General features: G+C 61.1%; 15 protein-coding genes. 12 read left to right on the plus strand and 3 right to left on the minus strand.

Features of this window, described 5'->3' with window-relative positions:
- Positions 1-45 precede the first annotated feature (45 nt).
- Positions 46-2,133, minus strand: a complete 2,088-nt coding sequence (locus U0004_RS16415) for a 3-hydroxyacyl-CoA dehydrogenase NAD-binding domain-containing protein (protein WP_070259473.1) — start codon at positions 2,131-2,133, stop codon at positions 46-48.
- A gap of 555 nt (positions 2,134-2,688) precedes the next feature.
- Between U0004_RS16415 and U0004_RS16420 the strand changes: the two genes are divergently transcribed.
- The 4 genes from U0004_RS16420 to U0004_RS16435 are packed head-to-tail and all read left to right on the plus strand — an operon-like array spanning position 2,689 to position 7,614.
- Positions 2,689-4,752 (plus strand): methyl-accepting chemotaxis protein, encoded by a 2,064-nt coding sequence (locus U0004_RS16420; protein WP_081345854.1) that lies wholly within the window; start codon positions 2,689-2,691, stop codon positions 4,750-4,752.
- Positions 4,753-4,755: 3 nt separating this feature from the next.
- On the plus strand, positions 4,756-5,580 hold the full coding sequence (locus U0004_RS16425) for a CheR family methyltransferase (RefSeq protein WP_070259470.1): 825 nt from the start codon (positions 4,756-4,758) through the stop codon (positions 5,578-5,580).
- Complete coding sequence (locus U0004_RS16430; RefSeq protein WP_070259468.1) at positions 5,577-6,101, plus strand: chemotaxis protein CheD; 525 nt, start codon at positions 5,577-5,579, stop codon at positions 6,099-6,101. The genes U0004_RS16425 and U0004_RS16430 overlap by 4 nt, the downstream gene beginning before the upstream one ends.
- The gene (locus U0004_RS16435; RefSeq protein WP_231958275.1) at positions 6,088-7,614 is read left to right on the plus strand and encodes a chemotaxis protein CheW; all 1,527 of its coding nucleotides are present in this window, start codon (positions 6,088-6,090) and stop codon (positions 7,612-7,614) included. The genes U0004_RS16430 and U0004_RS16435 overlap by 14 nt, the downstream gene beginning before the upstream one ends.
- 6 nt (positions 7,615-7,620) lie before the next feature.
- Here the strand turns inward: U0004_RS16435 and U0004_RS16440 are convergent, their stop codons facing one another.
- Positions 7,621-9,273, minus strand: coding sequence for a 3-(methylthio)propionyl-CoA ligase (locus U0004_RS16440; protein ID WP_070259466.1), 1,653 nt, complete (start codon positions 9,271-9,273; stop codon positions 7,621-7,623).
- 225 nt (positions 9,274-9,498) lie between these two features.
- Between U0004_RS16440 and U0004_RS16445 the strand changes: the two genes are divergently transcribed.
- The 7 genes from U0004_RS16445 to U0004_RS16475 all read left to right on the plus strand — a co-directional run bounded on the left by U0004_RS16445 (position 9,499) and on the right by U0004_RS16475 (position 15,042).
- Positions 9,499-10,977: a protein adenylyltransferase SelO gene (locus U0004_RS16445; RefSeq protein WP_174718129.1), complete on the plus strand. Its 1,479-nt coding sequence runs from the start codon at positions 9,499-9,501 to the stop codon at positions 10,975-10,977.
- A gap of 9 nt (positions 10,978-10,986) precedes the next feature.
- Complete coding sequence (msrB, locus tag U0004_RS16450; protein ID WP_070259464.1) at positions 10,987-11,388, plus strand: peptide-methionine (R)-S-oxide reductase MsrB; 402 nt, start codon at positions 10,987-10,989, stop codon at positions 11,386-11,388.
- Between the two features lie 74 nt (positions 11,389-11,462).
- Positions 11,463-12,092 carry a septation protein A gene (locus U0004_RS16455; protein ID WP_070259462.1) on the plus strand — a complete coding sequence of 210 codons (630 nt, stop codon included), beginning with the start codon at positions 11,463-11,465 and terminating at the stop codon, positions 12,090-12,092.
- Positions 12,089-12,391 carry a BolA family protein gene (locus U0004_RS16460; RefSeq protein WP_231958277.1) on the plus strand — a complete coding sequence of 101 codons (303 nt, stop codon included), beginning with the start codon at positions 12,089-12,091 and terminating at the stop codon, positions 12,389-12,391. The genes U0004_RS16455 and U0004_RS16460 overlap by 4 nt, the downstream gene beginning before the upstream one ends.
- A gap of 113 nt (positions 12,392-12,504) precedes the next feature.
- Positions 12,505-13,284 carry a peptidylprolyl isomerase gene (locus tag U0004_RS16465; protein WP_034784620.1) on the plus strand — a complete coding sequence of 260 codons (780 nt, stop codon included), beginning with the start codon at positions 12,505-12,507 and terminating at the stop codon, positions 13,282-13,284.
- Between the two features lie 116 nt (positions 13,285-13,400).
- Positions 13,401-14,177 (plus strand): peptidylprolyl isomerase, encoded by a 777-nt coding sequence (locus U0004_RS16470; protein WP_034756072.1) that lies wholly within the window; start codon positions 13,401-13,403, stop codon positions 14,175-14,177.
- Between the two features lie 184 nt (positions 14,178-14,361).
- Positions 14,362-15,042, plus strand: a complete 681-nt coding sequence (locus U0004_RS16475; RefSeq protein WP_070259460.1) for a DNA alkylation repair protein — start codon at positions 14,362-14,364, stop codon at positions 15,040-15,042.
- On the opposite strand, the gene U0004_RS16480 is transcribed toward U0004_RS16475, so the two are convergent.
- The gene (locus U0004_RS16480) at positions 15,005-15,679 is read right to left on the minus strand and encodes a TetR/AcrR family transcriptional regulator (protein WP_070259458.1); all 675 of its coding nucleotides are present in this window, start codon (positions 15,677-15,679) and stop codon (positions 15,005-15,007) included. The genes U0004_RS16475 and U0004_RS16480 overlap by 38 nt on opposite strands.
- 107 nt (positions 15,680-15,786) lie before the next feature.
- On the opposite strand from U0004_RS16480, the gene U0004_RS16485 reads away from it, so the two are divergent.
- Positions 15,787-16,485, plus strand: coding sequence for a DAPG hydrolase family protein (locus U0004_RS16485; RefSeq protein WP_070259456.1), 699 nt, complete (start codon positions 15,787-15,789; stop codon positions 16,483-16,485).
- Positions 16,486-16,487: the final 2 nt, after the last annotated feature.

A 16,487-nucleotide genomic window follows, 5' to 3' on the forward strand; every position in this document is an offset into this window, starting at 1 on the left:
GCGGAGCCTCGCTAATCCGACCTACATCTTTTCAACCGTGCCTCATCAGCTGTTGAAACCCTTGCCCTCGCCCGCCAGTTTCACCAGCAGCGGCGCCGGCGTCCACGCTTCGCCGTGGCGGCCTTTCGCATAGCCGGCAATCGTGTCGAGCACGTTCGGCAAGCCGACCGTATCCGCGTAGAACATCGGGCCGCCGCGGAACAGCGGGAAGCCGTAGCCCGTCAGATACACCATGTCGATATCCGAGGCGCGCAGGGCGATGCCCTCTTCCAGGATGCGCGCGCCTTCATTGACGAGCGCATACACGAGGCGTTCGACGATTTCCTGGTCGCTGATCTTGCGCCGTGCCACGCCGATGTCGGCGGAATGCTGGACTATCATGGCGTTGACCTGTTCCGAGGGATACGCCTTGCGGTCGCCCGGCTTGTAGTCATACCAGCCGGCGCCCGTCTTCTGGCCGTAGCGCCCCAGTTCGCACAGCAGGTCGGCCGTCTTCGAATACGTCACTTCCGGTTTTTCCACATAGCGGCGCTTGCGGATGGCCCAGCCGATGTCGTTGCCGGCCAGGTCGCCCATGCGGAACGGGCCCATGGCGAAGCCGAATTTCTCGACCGCCTTGTCGACCTGTTCCGGCAGACAGCCTTCTTCCAGCAGGAAACCGGCCTGGCGGCTGTACTGCTCGATCATGCGGTTGCCGATGAAACCGTCGCACACGCCCGAGACGACGCCAGTCTTTTTCAGCTTTTTCGACAGCGCCAGCGCCGTGGCCAGCACGTCCTTGCCGGTTTCCTTGCCACGGACGATTTCCAGCAGCTTCATGACGTTCGCGGGACTGAAGAAATGCGTGCCGATCACGTCTTGCGGGCGCTGGGTGAACGCGGCGATCTTGTCCAGGTCCAGGGTCGACGTGTTCGAGGCGAGGATGGCGCCCGGCTTCATGACGGCGTCCAGCTGCTTGAAGACGGTTTCCTTCACGCCCAGTTCCTCGAAGACGGCTTCGATGACGATGTCGGCTTGCGCAATGTCGGCGTAGGCCAGCGTGCCGCTAACGAGCGCGATGCGCTGCTCGGCCTTCTCTTGCGTCAGCTTGCCCTTCTTCACCGTGTTCTCGTAATTCTTGCGGATGGTGGCCAGGCCCTTGTCCAGCGCTTCCTGTCTCGTTTCCAGCAAGATGACGGGAATGCCCGCGTTGGCGAAGTTCATGGCGATGCCGCCGCCCATGGTGCCGGCGCCGACGATGGCCGCGCTGGCGATGGTGCGCACGGGCGTGTCGGACGGCACGTCCGGCACCTTGCTGGCAACGCGTTCGGCAAAGAAGGCGTGGCGCAGGGCTTTCGATTCGGGCGACTGCACCAGCTGCATGAACAGTTCACGCTCGTATTTCAAGCCATCGTCGAATTTCATCGTCACGGCGGCCGCCACGGCATCGACGCATTTCAGCGGTGCGGGGAACGGGCCGGACATGGCTTTGACCGTATTGCGCGAAAACTGCAAAAACGCTTCGTGGTTCGGGTAATCGACCTTGCGCTCGCGCACTTTCGGCAGCGGGCGCACATCCGCCACTTTGGTGGCGAAGACCACGGCGGCGGCCAGCAAATCGGCGCCAGGGGCGATGACTTCGTCGAACAGGGCCGTGCCAGCCAGTTTTTCAGACGCGACGGGCGTGCCGGAAACGATCATGTTCAGGGCCATTTCCAGGCCCAGCACGCGCGGCAGGCGCTGCGTGCCGCCCGCGCCCGGCAAGATGCCGAGTTTAACTTCCGGCAAGGCCATCTGCGCGCCCGGCGCGGCCACGCGATAGTTGCAGCCCAGCGCCAACTCCAGGCCGCCACCCATGCAGACGCTGTGGATGGCCGCCACCACCGGCTTGGTCGATTGCTCGACGACGTTGATCAGGGTGTGCAGGGTCGGTTCCGTGAGCGCCTTGGGCGAATTGAATTCCTTGATATCGGCGCCGCCCGAAAAGGCCTTGCCGGCGCCCGTGATGACGATGGCTTTGACGGCCTCGTCCGCCAGCGCCTGGCGGATGCCGGCCACGGCGGCCGTGCGCGTGGCCAGGCCCAGTCCATTGACGGGCGGATTGGCGAGGGTAATGACGGCAACGGCGCCGTTCACTTGATATTCAGCACTCATGTCTCTTCCTTATTGATTTTGCTCAGCGATGAGGTGGTTGCAAGGGATGAAGCTTCACTATACCGCATAAAAGAACGCTCGTATTATTTTTGTCGTCGCGTGCCCGGCGCCAGCATGGTACGCCATGGTACAACATCGTTTGCGGAAAGATTCTGCTGCAAGCAGCAAGCTCCCGTAGAAGCTATCACTTGGATATTCATTTAAATAATAAAAGCACAATAATAATAACGGCGTTTTATTATGCAAAATAATGGGTTGGTTATATGCCGGCATGGGTCAATTACGACAGTTTTGACATTATTTATTTCCGCCCCTTGTTTTTCGCCAGATGCTGGGGAATAATCAAATTGTTGATTCAAATCAATACTCTACAATTTATCCACTATAGGGCAAACCGCAGGGCAAACACTGGCGGCCATTGATCGCGCACATTCTCACCGATTATCACCAGGTGTCGATCCATGCAATAACATCGCTGCCTTATATGGATAGCAGAAAAAATAATAACAGCAGCCTTATCGTTCCCATTCCTCTTCTCACCCCGAAGGAAATACTATGGACGCAGCCAGCCATGTCAGCCACTCCCAGGATCTGGACTTACAAGCGATAAATACTGCATTGAACCGTGTCCAGGCCGTCATCGAATTCGAACTCGACGGCACCATCCTGCATGCGAATGACAATTTCCTGCGCGTCCTCGGCTATACCCTGGACGAAGTGCAAGGCAAGCACCATGCCATCTTCTGCGACCCCGACTATGTGAAAACGGCCGAATACGCCACCTTCTGGGCCAAACTGGGACGTGGCGAGTTCGACCATGGCGAATACAAGCGCCGCGCCAAGGATGGGCGCGAAGTGTGGATCAATGCGTCCTACAATCCCATCCTCGATGCGGACGGCAAGCCGTATAAAGTCATCAAGTTTGCCACCGACATCACGGCCAGCAAGCGCCGCAACGCCGATTATGAAGGCAAGATCGACGCCATCAGCAAGGCGCAGGCCGTGATCGAGTTCCGGCTCGACGGCACCATCCTCGACGCCAACGACAATTTCCTCAAATCCGTCGGCTACACGCTCGACGAGATCAAGGGCAAGCACCACCGCATGTTTTGCCTGCCCGACTACGCCAGGAGCGACGACTATGCGCAGTTCTGGCAGAAGCTGGGGCAAGGCCAGTTCGACGCGGGCGAATACAAGCGCGTCACCAAGGACGGCCGCGAAATCTGGCTCAATGCCTCGTATAACCCCATTTTCGATGCGGAAGGCCGGCCCTTCAAGGTGGTCAAGTTCGCCAGCGACATCACGGCCCTGAAAATGCGCAATGCCGAATACGAAGGCAAGGTCAGCGCCATCGGCAAGGCGCAGGCCGTGATCGAATTCGACATGCACGGCAATGTGCTGGACGCAAACGACAATTTCCTCGCCGTCATGGACTACGACTTGAGCGATATCCAGGGCGAACACCACCGCATGTTTTGCGAGCCCGAGTACGCGAGCAGCCCCGAGTACAAGAAATTCTGGCAAAAGCTCAACCGCGGCGAATTCGACGCGGGCCGCTACAAGCGCCTGGGCAGCCATGGCAAGGTAGTGTGGATACAGGCCACCTACAATCCCATCCTGGACCTGAACGGCAAGCCGTATAAAGTGGTCAAGTTCGCCATCGACATCACGGAACAGGTGAACCTGGAAAACAGCATCCAGTCCAAGGCCGCCAACGACAGCCGCAAGGTCAATGCCCTGCTCGAGTCGGTGGCGCGCGCGGCGCAAGGCGACCTGACCTGCAATATCGTGCCCGAGGGCGACGAGCCGATCGACCTGCTGGCCGGCGGCATCAGCAAGATGATCGTCGACTTGCGCGGCGTGATCGGCAACGTGGTGTCGGCCGCGAACGGCTTTGCCGACGCCTCGCACGCGATCGCCGAACGGGCCACGGGCGTGGCCGTAGGCACGCAGGCGCTGGGCGCCACGGTGGAAGAAATGAACGCGTCCATCGACGGTTTGACGTTCTCCATCAATTCCATCGCGGAAAACACCTCGAATGCCGATTCCCTGGCGAAAGCCACGCAGCAGGAAGCGGAAGCGGGCGCGCGCGCCGTCGCCAAGTCGATCGAGGCGATGGACTTGATCAACCGCTCGTCGGAAGACATCGGCGAAATCGTCAAGGTGATCAGCGAAATCGCCAACCAGACGAATATGCTGGCCTTCAATGCGGCCATCGAGGCGGCGCGTGCAGGCGAACACGGCCTGGGCTTTTCCGTCGTCGCCGACGAGGTGCGCAAGCTGGCCGAGCGTTCCTCGCAAGCGACCAAGGAAATCTCCAAGCTGATCAACGAGTCCGTCAAGCGCGTTTCCACCGGCAGCGAGATTTCGCGCCAGGCCAGCGATGCCTTCGACAAGATCGTCTCGGGCGTGGCGAAGACCACCCTGGCCATTTCCGATATCTCGAAGGCGGCCAATGAACAGCTGCTGACGGCGCGCGAAGTGTCGACTGCGATCCAGTACATCGCCGAGGAAACGGAAAAGTCGGCCGCCAACTGCGACAGCATCGCCCGCTCGACGGATGGCTTGAACGAGCGCGCTGGCAGCCTGAACCAGACTGTCTCCGGCTTCGTGGTGTAGGCCATGAGCCACGCGGCCACCTTGACGCCCGAGGTGCTGACGACCCTGATCGCGCTGGTGCGCCAGCATACGGGCATCGCCATGACGGCGCGCAAGAGCGTCTTGCTGGAACGGCGCTTGCAGCCTCGGCTGCGGGCGCTGTCCCTGCACAGCTACCAGGCGTACCTGGAGCGCGTCAGCAGCGACCGCGACGAGGTGGCCCATTTCATCGACCTGGTGACCACCAACGACACCCTGTTCTTCCGCACGCCGTCCATCTGGGATTACTTCCGCGACCGCTACCTGCCCGCCTGGGCCCGCGCGCATCCGGACGGCTGCCTGTCCATCTGGTCGGCAGCGGCCGCCAGCGGCGAGGAGCTGTATTCAATCGCCATGCTGTGCGAGCAATTCAAGCTGCAAGCGCCCGCTTTCCGCTACCAGATCCTGGCCAGCGACATTTCGCAGCAAATCCTCGGCGCGGCACGGGCCGGCCAGTACAGCGGCCGCTCCGTCGAGCGCATCCGCCTGTCGCATCCGGACTTGCTGCGCAAATATTTCACGCCCTCGCCGCATGGCGTCAGGGTCAACGAGGAATTGCGGCAACACGTCAGCTTTGCCCAGCATAATCTGCTGGAAGCATTGCGCCCGGCGCGGCAGTTCGACCTGGTGTTCCTGCGCAATGTGCTGATCTATTTCGATGCCGAGCACCAGGAAACCGTGCTGCGCCAGGCACGGCTCAGCCTCAAGGACGAGGGCCGGCTGATCCTGGGCGAGTCGGAAACCATCGCCCGCCTCGGTACCGGCTACCAATTCGAGTTTCCCATGATTTATAAGGCGGGTAGCGCATGAACATCATCATCGACCCTAGCTTGCCGCTGCACCATGTTGGCATGGGGCAACTCAGCGTGGGCACGCATGGCGAGCAGCTGCAAGCCTTGCTCGGCTCCTGCATCGGCATCGGTTTCATCTGGAAGAATGGACCCTGCTGCGGCCTGGCCCATTGCCTGCTGCCGGAAGCGCCGGGCACCGACAGCAGCCTGGGGGCACGCTATGTGAGCCAGGCCGTGCCTTCGCTGCTGCGGATGATGGGTGTGCGCCAGGCCGATCACGCCGATATCGAAGTGGTGCTGGCGGGCGGCGCCAGCATGTTTGGCCCGCGCAATGGGAGATTGCAAGTGGGCCGGCAAAACGCGGAAGCGGCGCAAAAATACCTGGACCAGTGCGGCTTGTCGGTGAGTTTTTGCGCGCTGGGCGGACGCCACGGGCGTCAGTTGCTGATCGATTGCGCCAACCACAGCTATGCCGTCACCGATGTGGTGGCGCAACCCGAATTAATTCCACGCAAGGAAGGCGCATATGGATATGCATGAAGCGACGGGCTTGCAAGCGCAGGCCCATGGAGAAACGGCCGCCGAGCTGTTCGGCTCCTTCCACCTGGGCGACGATGAATTCGCCCTGCCCGCCAGTTGCATCCGCGAAGTCGTCAATTACCCCGCGAAAGTCACGGCCCTGCCCCTGTCGCCCGCCTACCTGGAAGGCATGTTCACCTTGCGCGGCAGCGTCATTCCGGTGGTCAACCTGGGGCGCTTGTTCCGCGCCGATGCGCCGCGCGCCGTGGCCACGGACAAGATCGCCATCCTCGACTTCCAGCAAGTGCTGGTCGGTATCGTCTTCCAGGATACGGGCGAAATCCTGCGCGTGCCCGCCAGCGCCCGCAGCGCCCTGCAATATGCGGCCGGCGACAGCCACGCCGTCATCGCCGGCACGATCCTGCTCGATGGCGGCGCGCGCCTGCTGCAGGTACTCGATCCGCATGCCCTGCTGCGCATCGAAAACGTACCCCATGTGCTGGCCCTGCAGGCGACGGGCGCCAAGCTGAGTTCGGCCCGCTACCATGCGCAAAGCGAACGCCGGCAGTGCGTCAGCTTCCATGCGGCCGGCGCCACGTTTGCCTTCGAAATGCTGGCCATCCAGGAAATCATCCGGGTGCCGGAACTGCACAGCTCCCTGCTGAACAGCGAACTGTGCCTCGGGCGCATGCATTTTCGCGGCAGCCAGGTGGCCGTCGTCGACTTCGGCGCCCTGCTGCAGGCGGCCGGGTCCGGCACGGCGGCGACCAGCGACCAGCGCATCATCGTCGTGCGCCTCGATGATACGACCGTGGGCTTCCTCGTCGACTCCGTCGACAGCATCGTGCATTTCTTTGGCGACGAGGTGCTGCCGATTCCCCTGCTGAGCAAAGCACGCGCCGCCATGTTTGCCGGCTGCATCACGAAAGAGGGTCTGGGCGACATCATTTTCCTCGACCACAAGGGCATCTTGTCGCAGGCGGAGATCGTCGAAATGCGCGACGGCCACGCGCGCCTGTACCCGGCCGACACGGAAACGGGCAGCGCCGCCACGCGCAAGGCGCAGCGCCGCGTCTACATCACGTTTACGGTGGAAACCCGCTTCGCCGTGGAAATCGGGCAAGTGCGCGAAATCATCGACTTCAGCGGCACCATCACCACGCCACCGGGCATGCCGGCCTGCATGCGCGGCATGCTCAACCTGCGCCAGCAAATGATCAGCATCATCGACCTGCGCCAGCTGTACGCCATGCCGCCGCTGGCGGACACGGGCGCGGGCAAGATTTTGATCGTGGAACGGGGTGCCGAGCGCTACGGCTTTCTCGTCGACCATGTCGACAACATCATGACCATCTCCGACAGCCAGCGCTTTGCGGCGCCGCAAATCATCCGCACGGGAGAGCATGACGACTTGCGCAGCGAAATGGATGAAATGATCGATATCGGCACGGAGGCGCAGCGCCAGACCCTGTCCGTCTTCCAGTGCGACCATCTGCTGGAAAAGCTGGGCTCGGCGCTGCCGCAGGCGGCGTAAGTTTTTTTACAAGCCCGGCAACTTGTGCCCCTTGAATTGCTCGCGCAGCTTGTTCTTCTGGATCTTGCCCGTGGCGCCCATGGGCAAGGCGTCGATGAACAGCACGTCGTCGGGCGTCCACCACTTGGCGATCTTGCCTTCAAAAAATTGCAACAGCGCTTCGCGCGTGACCGTCATGCCGGGGCGCAGCACCACGACGAGCACGGGGCGCTCGTCCCATTTCGGGTGGAACACGCCGATGCAGGCCGCCTGCAGCACGGCCGGGTGCGCCATGGCCAGGTTTTCCAGGTCGATGGTGCCGATCCACTCGCCGCCCGACTTGATCACGTCCTTGCTGCGGTCCGTGATCTGCATGTAGCCGTCCGCATCGATGGTGGCCACGTCGCCCGTGGGGAACCAGCCATCCTGCAGCACCTCGCCGCCCTCGTTCTTGTAGTACGCGGAAATGATCCACGGCCCTTTCACCAGCAAATGGCCGTAGGCCACGCCATCCCACGGCAATTCCTTGCCATCGTCATCGACGATCTTCATGTCCACGCCGTAAATGGCATGGCCCTGCTTGTGCAGGATATCGCGCTGCGCTTCCTTGTCCATGGCCAGGTGCTTGGTCTGCAAGCCGCCCGTGGTGCCCAACGGCGACATTTCCGTCATGCCCCAGCCATGGATGACTTCCACGTCGAACTTGTCGATCAGGGTATCCATCATGGCTGGCGGGCACGCGGCGCCGCCGATCACCGTGCGGCGGAAGGTGGAAAATTTCAGGTCATTCTGCAAGGCATAGTTCAGCAGGCCCAGCCAGACCGTGGGCACGCCGGCCGAGAAGGTCACTTTTTCCGATTCGAACAGTTCGTATAGCGACTTGCCGTCCAGCGCCGCGCCGGGAAACACCATGCGCGCGCCAGACAGCAGCACGGAATACGGCAAGCCCCAGGCGTTCACGTGGAACATGGGCACGACGGGCAGGACCGTGTCGGTGGCGCGCACGTTCAGTGCGCTGGGCATGGCCGAAGCATACGCGTGCAGCACGGTCGAGCGGTGCGAATACAGGGCGCCCTTGGGGTTGCCCGTCGTGCCCGAGGTATAGCACAGGGCGGCGGCCGAGTTTTCATCGAACACGGGCCATGTATACTCGTCGGAATGCGTGTCGATCAGGTCTTCATAGCACAGCAGGTCGGGAATGCTGCTGCTGGCGGGCATGCGGTCGCGGTCGCACATCAGCACGAAATGGCGCACGAAGGTGCAGTCGGCGGCGATCTTTTCCACCACGGGCAGGAAGGTCAGGTCGAACAGCAGCACCTGGTCTTCCGCGTGGTTCGAGATGTAGGCGATCTGCTCGGGAAACAAACGCGGATTGATGGTGTGCAGCACGGCGCCCGAGCCGGACACGGCATAGTACGCTTCCAGATGACGGTAGCCATTCCAGGCCAGGGTGGCGACCCGGTCGCCCATGCCTACGCCCAGGCCGTGCAAGGCATTCGCCAGGCGCCGCGTGCGCTGGTGGCAATCGCGGTAGGTATAACGGTGCAGATCGCCTTCCACCCGGCGCGACACGATTTCGCCGCAGCCATAATGACGCGCTGCAAACTCGATAATGCTGGAAATCAGCAGGGGCTGATTCATCATCTGGCCCATCACTGGGCTCAAGGGAAATGCCGACATCGTGTCTCCTGGTTTGGATACTCGGTTATTGTTGGAAGTTAAAGATTTTCCTTAGTTTCGTACGGTCGTGCGGAAATCGTCAACGCATTTCGATATTGCATTGCAGCATGGAATTTTTGATTCCGTTTTTTGCCCCATTGCTCCCCACGACAGCGCCCGCCACGCGCCCTGGCGCTGTGCGGTAAAATCGCATTCCAGGCTGGCGCACCTTGCCGGTCCATCTTACTGACTGGAATTGCCATCACCGCTCATACCTTACCACTGGATAATGCCTTTGCGGCCTTGCCGCCCGCGTTCTATACGCGCTTGATGCCCACGCCCCTGCCCGCCCCGTATTTCGTGGCCGCCAGCGCACCGGCCGCAGCCCTCATCGGCCTCGATGCCGCGCGTCTGGCCGAGCCCGACTATGTGGCGCTGCTGAGCGGCAATACGGTTGCCGAGCGTTCACTGCCCCTGTCGGCCGTGTATTCGGGCCACCAGTTCGGCGTCTGGGCTGGCCAGCTGGGCGATGGCCGCGCCATCCTGCTGGGCGACATCGCCACCGAACACGGTCCGATGGAACTGCAGCTGAAAGGCGCCGGCGCCACGCCGTATTCGCGCATGGGTGACGGCCGCGCCGTGCTGCGCTCGTCCATCCGCGAATTCCTGTGCTCGGAAGCCATGGCGGCGCTGGGCATTCCCACCTCGCGCGCGCTCTCCATCATGGGTTCGCAGCAAGGCATCATGCGCGAAACCGTCGAGACTGCAGCCGTCGTGACGCGCATGGCACCCAGTTTTGTGCGCTTCGGCTCGTTCGAACACTGGTTTTACCGCAAGAAGCCGGACGAGCTGAAAATCCTTGCCGATTACATCATCGACGGTTTTTATCCCCATTTGCGCGCTGCATCAAATCCATATCAAGCCTTGCTGGCCGAAGTCTGCGTGCGCACGGCGCACATGATTGCGCAATGGCAAGCCGTGGGCTTCATGCATGGCGTCATGAACACGGACAATATGTCGATCCTGGGCTTGACGCTCGATTACGGCCCCTTCGGCTTCATGGAAGCATTCGATGCCGAGCACATCTGCAACCATACGGACCAGCAGGGCCGCTATTCCTACGCCAACCAGCCACAGGTGGGCCACTGGAACTGCTATGCGCTGGGCCAGGCCCTGCTGCCGCTGATCGGTGAAGTGGCCGAGGCGCAGGCGGCGCTGGACAGCTACCAGCCCGCGTTTGCGGAGAAGATGAATGCCTTGCTGCGCGCCAAGCTGGGCTTGCGCACGCAACACGACGACGATACGCAACTGTTCGATGGCATGTTTGCGCTGATGCAAGCCAACCACGTGGATTTCACCAACTTTTTCCGCGCGCTGGCGACACTGGAAATAGCCGCCCCCGAGCACGACACCGTGCTGCGCGACATGTTCATCGACCGCCCCGCCTTCGATACGTGGGCAGCGGCGTACCGCGCGCGCCTGCAGCAGGAGCACAGCGTTGATGCCGAACGGCAAGCGGCAATGAACCAGCTTAACCCGAAATACGTGCTGCGCAACTACCTGGCGCAAGTGGCCATCGAGAAAGCCCAGCAGCACGATTACACGGAAGTGGCAAAATTGCTGGAAGTTTTGCAAAAGCCATTTGACGAACAGCCCGAACACCAGCACTATGCGGCCCTGCCGCCCGACTGGGCCAGCCACCTTGAAGTCAGTTGCTCATCCTGAGGAGTCATTATGACCACCAATAAAGTCAAAAAAACCGACGCCGAATGGCGCGCCCTGCTCGACTCGATGCAATACGAAGTCACGCGCCACGCGGCCACGGAACGGGCCTTCACGGGCAAGTTCTGGGACCACCATGAACACGGCGTCTACACCTGCGTCTGCTGCAACACGCCCTTGTTTGCCTCGGACACGAAGTTCGACTCGGGCTGCGGCTGGCCCAGCTATTTCCAGGCGCTCGACCCGGCGAATGTGACGGAAATCGTCGACCGCAGCCACGGCATGCTGCGCACGGAAATCGTCTGCGCCGTCTGCGACGCCCACCTGGGCCACGTCTTCCCGGACGGGCCGCCGCCGACCGGCTTGCGCTATTGCATCAATTCGGCCTCCTTGCGCTTCGATCCGCAGCCTTGATCTGGCAATGGCTTGGGCGTTGCTCCTAAGCCATTCCTAAGATGATTCCAATAAGACCAGTGTAAAGTCTCGCCATGAAATTTCTATTCGACCTATTCCCCCTGATCGCCTTCTTTGCCGCTTTTAAACTGGGCGGCATGTATGAAACGGCCACGCACGATTTCGTGCAGCAATATTTGTCCGGCTTCGTGTCTGGCGGCCTGATCAAGGCCGACCAGGCGCCGTGGATACTTGCCACCCTCGTCGGCATCGTCGCCACGGCTTGCCAGGTCAGCTATCTGCTGCTGCGCGGGCGCAAGGTGGACGGCATGCTGTGGCTGTCGCTGTTCATCTTTGTCGTGTTCGGCGGCGCCAGCATTTACCTGCATGACGATTTCTTCCTGAAATGGAAGCCGACCCTGATCTACTGGCTGTCCGGCCTGGCACTCCTGATCGCCTACGTGGGTTTCAAGAAAAACCTGATCCGCAAGACCATGGAAGCGCAAGTGCAGTTGCCTGATGCCGTCTGGAACCAGTTGCTGGCCGCATGGATCATTTTCTTTGGCGCCATCGGCGCACTGAACCTGTTCGTCGCCTTCGTGCTGTACAAGGGCGACATGGCCGCCTGGGTCAGCTTCAAGGCGTTTGGCGCGACGGGCATCTTCTTTGCCTTCATCGTGGCGCAAACCCTGTTCCTGGCCAAACATATCAAGGAAGATGCATGATGAGCCCCACCACCGAAAACACCGCGCCGGAAACGCGCATGCAGCGCATTCGTACCCGCCTGGAAACGGCACTTTCTCCTCTGGAATGCGTGCTGGAAGACGACTCGGCACGCCACCGGGGCCATGCGGGCGCCGCCTCCGGCGGAGGCCATTACAATCTGCGGATTATTTCTAGTCAATTTGAGGGGCTCAGGCTCGTCATGCGCCATCGACTGGTGTATGATTCCGTGCACGATATGATGCATAATGAGATACATGCATTGGCGATTGTGGCACTGGCGCCATCCGAAGTAGTGTAAGGATGGCGTTTTTGGCGTACCGGGGCAACCTGGTATGCCGTTTGCTGCAAGCGCCATGCACGCGTTTTCTTTCCATGCGTTTTTTACGAAACTTTCCCTAACAGGATTTAATAATGACTTTTAAGCCAGCCCGCTTGCTGATCGCACTACTCGCCGTTGTCGCGGTACCTGTTTTTGCGCAAAATGTTGCCGTTGTTAATGGCAAGCCTATCCCATCGTCGCGCGTTGATGCAGTCGTCAAGCAAGTCGTCGCCCAAGGCCAGCAACCGGATTCGCCGCAACTGCGCGAAATGATCAAGAAGGACTTGATCGGCCGTGAAGTGCTGATGCAAGAAGCGGAAAACAAAGGTTTCGGTAAAGATGCAGCCGTCAAGCAGCAAATCGAGAACGCACGCCAGGCCATCGTCATCAACGCCCTGGTCGGCGACTACCTGAAAAAGAATCCCGTCAACGACGCTGAAATCAAGGCGGAATACGACCGCTTCGTGGCCCAGACCGGCGACAAGGAATACCACGTGCGCCACATCCTGGTGGGCACCGAAGCTGAAGCGAAAGACATCATCGCCAAGCTGAAAGGCGGCGCCAAGTTCGAAGACCTGGCCAAGCAATCGAAAGATAGCGGTTCGGCCGACAACGGCGGCGACCTGGACTGGGCAGCGCCATCGTCCTTCCCGAAAGTGTTCTCCGACGCCTTCGTGAAACTGCAAAAAGGCCAGGTTACCGACACCCCGGTGCAAACGCCTAACGGTTTCCACGTGATCAAGCTGGACGACACCCGCGCGGCAAAACTGCCAACCCTGGAAGAAGTCAAGCCACAGATCGCCGAAGCGCTGCAGCAAAAGAAATTGCAAGCGTATCAGGAAGAAATGATCAAAAAAGCGAAAGTTCAATAAGAACTGACCTCCCCGGCGCCCTTTTCGGCGCCGGTCGTGTATTCTGCGCCTGAACGCGAACTGCACGGCAGTCGCGATCTCTTGTATCAGTTTTTGTAAATTTATTAGGAATGAACATGATTTTGAAGCCAGCCCGCCTGATCTTAGCCCTGGTCGCCGTTGTAGCGATCCCTGCGTTCGCGCAAAACGTGGCCACCGTGAATGGCAAGGCCATCCCATCGTCGCGCGTTGACCAGGTCGTCAAACAAGTCGTCGCCCAAGGCAAGCAAGCTGATTCGCCGCAATTGCGCGAAGCCATCAAGAAAGACCTGATCGGCCGCGAAGTGCTGATCCAGGAAGCCGACAAGCAAGGCTACGGCACGCGTCCGGAAGTCAAGTCGCAGATCGACAATGCCCGTCAAAGCATCATCATCAACGCCCTGCTGGCCGACTACGTCAAGAAAAACCCCGTCAAGGACGCTGAAATCAAGGCCGAGTACGACAAGTTCAAGGCACAAGCGGGCGACAAGGAATACCATGCACGCCACATCCTGGTCGCCACCGAGGCGGAAGCGAAAGACATCATCGCCAAGCTGAAAGGCGGCGCCAAGTTCGAAGAACTGGCCAAAGTATCGAAAGACGGTTCCGCAGCCAATGGCGGCGACCTGGACTGGGCTAGCCCAGCTTCGTACGTGAAGCCATTCTCCGACGCCATGGTTGCCCTGAAACCAGGCCAGGTCACGCAAACGCCAGTGCAATCGCAATTCGGCTTCCACGTGATCAAGCTGGAAGAAACCCGTCCGACGAAGTTGCCGGCACTGGAAGAAGTCAAGGGTCAAGTGGCCGAGTCGCTGCAACAGAAGAAACTCGCCGCCTACCGCGACGAACTGATGAAGAAAGCCAAAATCCAATAAAAACGCCTGATATAAGCTACTGCGCGTCGCGCTTTGCGGCCTGCGATGCTCACCGTGCTCCAGCACGGTTGCGCGTCTCGGCCACAAATCGCTGCCGCTCGCTACGGTTCTATCAGCCGTTTGGATGGCTGAACAAGAGCGCTCTTCGGGGCGCTTTTTTTACGTCTGAAAAAAGCGAGATGCGATGGATTTACATGCAGAACTGAAGGCCGCGCTGGAAGCGGCGGCCGAACCGGGCCGTGCGGCACCCATGCAGGCCTACATGCGCGGCCAGTTCATCTTCCTGGGCGTGGCCGCGCCGCAGCGGCGGATGGCCGCCAAGGGCTTGCTGGCAGGTTTGAAGGGCATCGATCCCGCAACGCTGCTGGAACACGCGCAACGGCTGTGGCAGCAGCCGGAACGCGAATACCAGCACGTGGCGCTCGACATGCTGGCCCTGCACTGGCGCCAGCTGGGCATCGAGCACATCCCCGCCCTGCTCGGCCTGGCGCGCCAGCGCGCATGGTGGGACAGCGTGGACGGCATGGCGGGCATTGTCGGCGACGTGCTGCAGGCGGAGCACCTGCGCGGCGGCGATGGCCATGCGCACATGGACGCGGCCTTGCGCCATGACGATTTCTGGCTGCGCCGCATCGCCATGCTGCACCAGCTGGGCTGGCGCGCCAACACGGATGCGGCCTGGCTATTTGACGCGGCGCTGGCGCTGGCCCACGAAAACGAGTTTTTCATCCGCAAGGCCATCGGCTGGGCCTTGCGCGATTACGCGCGCCACGCGCCCGAGGCGGTGACTACATTTGCCAACGCGCACCGCCAGCTGCTCTCTCCCCTCAGCCGCCGCGAAGCGCTGAAGCACCAGCCACGCTGAAGGCCGAGCCGCCCAGCAGGCGCAGCGCGGCGTCGATGCGCGGCGCGGCATCCCAGGACGGCACGGGCGCCAGCAAGTCCAGCGCCATCTGCCGCAGCGGCTCGGCGATCACCATGGCCAGCAGCAAGCCGGCCAGTTCCTGCCCATCGTGCAGCACCAGATGGCCGCGCGCAGCCTGGCGCCGCAGCCACTCGGCCAGCAGGGCCGTGCCCCGCTCGATGCCGTTGCGCTGATACACGGCCAGCAGATCGGCGCGGGCAGGAAACTCCGTGCACAGCAAACGGAACAGGCCCACGGCGTCCGCCGTCAGCACGCGCGCCGCCATCGCCTGCAAGATCTCTTTCAATAAGGGCAGCACTTCGCCAGGCGCGGCCGCATCCTGCGCCATGGCCGGCAGGAAGGCATCTGTCCAGCCGCGCACCACCAGGGCGACCAGTTCCTCGCGGTTGGCCGCATATTGATACAGCGACTTCTTTGCCATGCCCGCGTGGCGCGCCACCGCTTCCATGGTCGTGGCCGCATAGCCTTCGTGCAGCAGCAGCCAGGTGGCCGCCTGCACGGCCGCCTCGCGCGCTTCCTCCGGCGGGCGCGCCGGACGGCCCCGTCCACGCACAGCCTTGCTCTCTTCTTCCCGCATGCCCGCTCCAAGCTTGATCGATAGACGATTTTACACTGAATCCAATTTAGGAAACGTTATACGTTTCTTTAATATATAATTGTTTTACCCAAACAACGGAGAATGACATGACGCAGCATATTCAATTCCCATGGAACATCACCGACACGGGCGACTTGCTCGACCCGTTCCCCCTGCCCCTGGAAACGGGCATCACGCGCCTGCAAGACGGTTGCCTGCTGGTGGCGGCGCGCACGGAACTGCACGGCTGCAGCGGGCGCATGCTGGACTGGTGGTTTACGTTTTTCGAGACGACACAGCACATCAAGTGGTGGCACCCGCACGATCACGTGGCCCATCACGGCTGGAACGGCGCGTGGAAAAAGGGAGAGCGTTACTACGGCGCCTCGATCGAGGCAGTGGAATCCCTGGGCGACATTCCGCCCGTGAAAGCCAAGCTGAAGTTCCATGATCCGAAAGACGTGTTCGATGCGGAGCAACTGCGCCACGCACAGGACAGCGGCGCCCTGTCGGCCGCCGTCTGCGCGCGCATCGGCTTTGGCGATTACGTCGTGCTTGACCCGTACGGCGATCCGCTCGATGGCGAAATGCTGCACCTGGCGCGTGATACGCCCACGGGCTGCGTGCTGCGCAGCCGCTTCCTGCTGGGGCGCAACAGCCTGAACCCCGTGCGCGACGTGCCCGACGTGCTGGGCCTGAACTTGCTGCGCCATTGCTACAGCGAATTTACCTATCTGTCGCGTTTCCTGCCGTCGCTGTACTACGGCGAACACGCCAACGGAGAGCAAGCGCCGCTGCCGTGGTAAAG

Origin of the sequence: Janthinobacterium lividum, from assembly GCF_034424625.1 — a bacterium.
Taxonomy (GTDB): domain Bacteria; phylum Pseudomonadota; class Gammaproteobacteria; order Burkholderiales; family Burkholderiaceae_D; genus Janthinobacterium; species Janthinobacterium lividum.

Coding starts and splice junctions, on each gene's coding strand:
- U0004_RS16415 (WP_070259473.1), bottom strand. CDS start 2,133: ATGAGTGCTGAATATCAAGTGAACGGCGCCGTTGCCGTCATTACCCTC.
- U0004_RS16420 (WP_081345854.1), top strand. CDS start 2,689: ATGGACGCAGCCAGCCATGTCAGCCACTCCCAGGATCTGGACTTACAA.
- U0004_RS16425 (WP_070259470.1), top strand. CDS start 4,756: ATGAGCCACGCGGCCACCTTGACGCCCGAGGTGCTGACGACCCTGATC.
- U0004_RS16430 (WP_070259468.1), top strand. CDS start 5,577: ATGAACATCATCATCGACCCTAGCTTGCCGCTGCACCATGTTGGCATG.
- U0004_RS16435 (WP_231958275.1), top strand. CDS start 6,088: ATGGATATGCATGAAGCGACGGGCTTGCAAGCGCAGGCCCATGGAGAA.
- U0004_RS16440 (WP_070259466.1), bottom strand. CDS start 9,273: ATGTCGGCATTTCCCTTGAGCCCAGTGATGGGCCAGATGATGAATCAG.
- msrB (WP_070259464.1), top strand. CDS start 10,987: ATGACCACCAATAAAGTCAAAAAAACCGACGCCGAATGGCGCGCCCTG.
- U0004_RS16455 (WP_070259462.1), top strand. CDS start 11,463: ATGAAATTTCTATTCGACCTATTCCCCCTGATCGCCTTCTTTGCCGCT.
- U0004_RS16460 (WP_231958277.1), top strand. CDS start 12,089: ATGATGAGCCCCACCACCGAAAACACCGCGCCGGAAACGCGCATGCAG.
- U0004_RS16465 (WP_034784620.1), top strand. CDS start 12,505: ATGACTTTTAAGCCAGCCCGCTTGCTGATCGCACTACTCGCCGTTGTC.
- U0004_RS16470 (WP_034756072.1), top strand. CDS start 13,401: ATGATTTTGAAGCCAGCCCGCCTGATCTTAGCCCTGGTCGCCGTTGTA.
- U0004_RS16475 (WP_070259460.1), top strand. CDS start 14,362: ATGGATTTACATGCAGAACTGAAGGCCGCGCTGGAAGCGGCGGCCGAA.
- U0004_RS16480 (WP_070259458.1), bottom strand. CDS start 15,679: ATGCGGGAAGAAGAGAGCAAGGCTGTGCGTGGACGGGGCCGTCCGGCG.
- U0004_RS16485 (WP_070259456.1), top strand. CDS start 15,787: ATGACGCAGCATATTCAATTCCCATGGAACATCACCGACACGGGCGAC.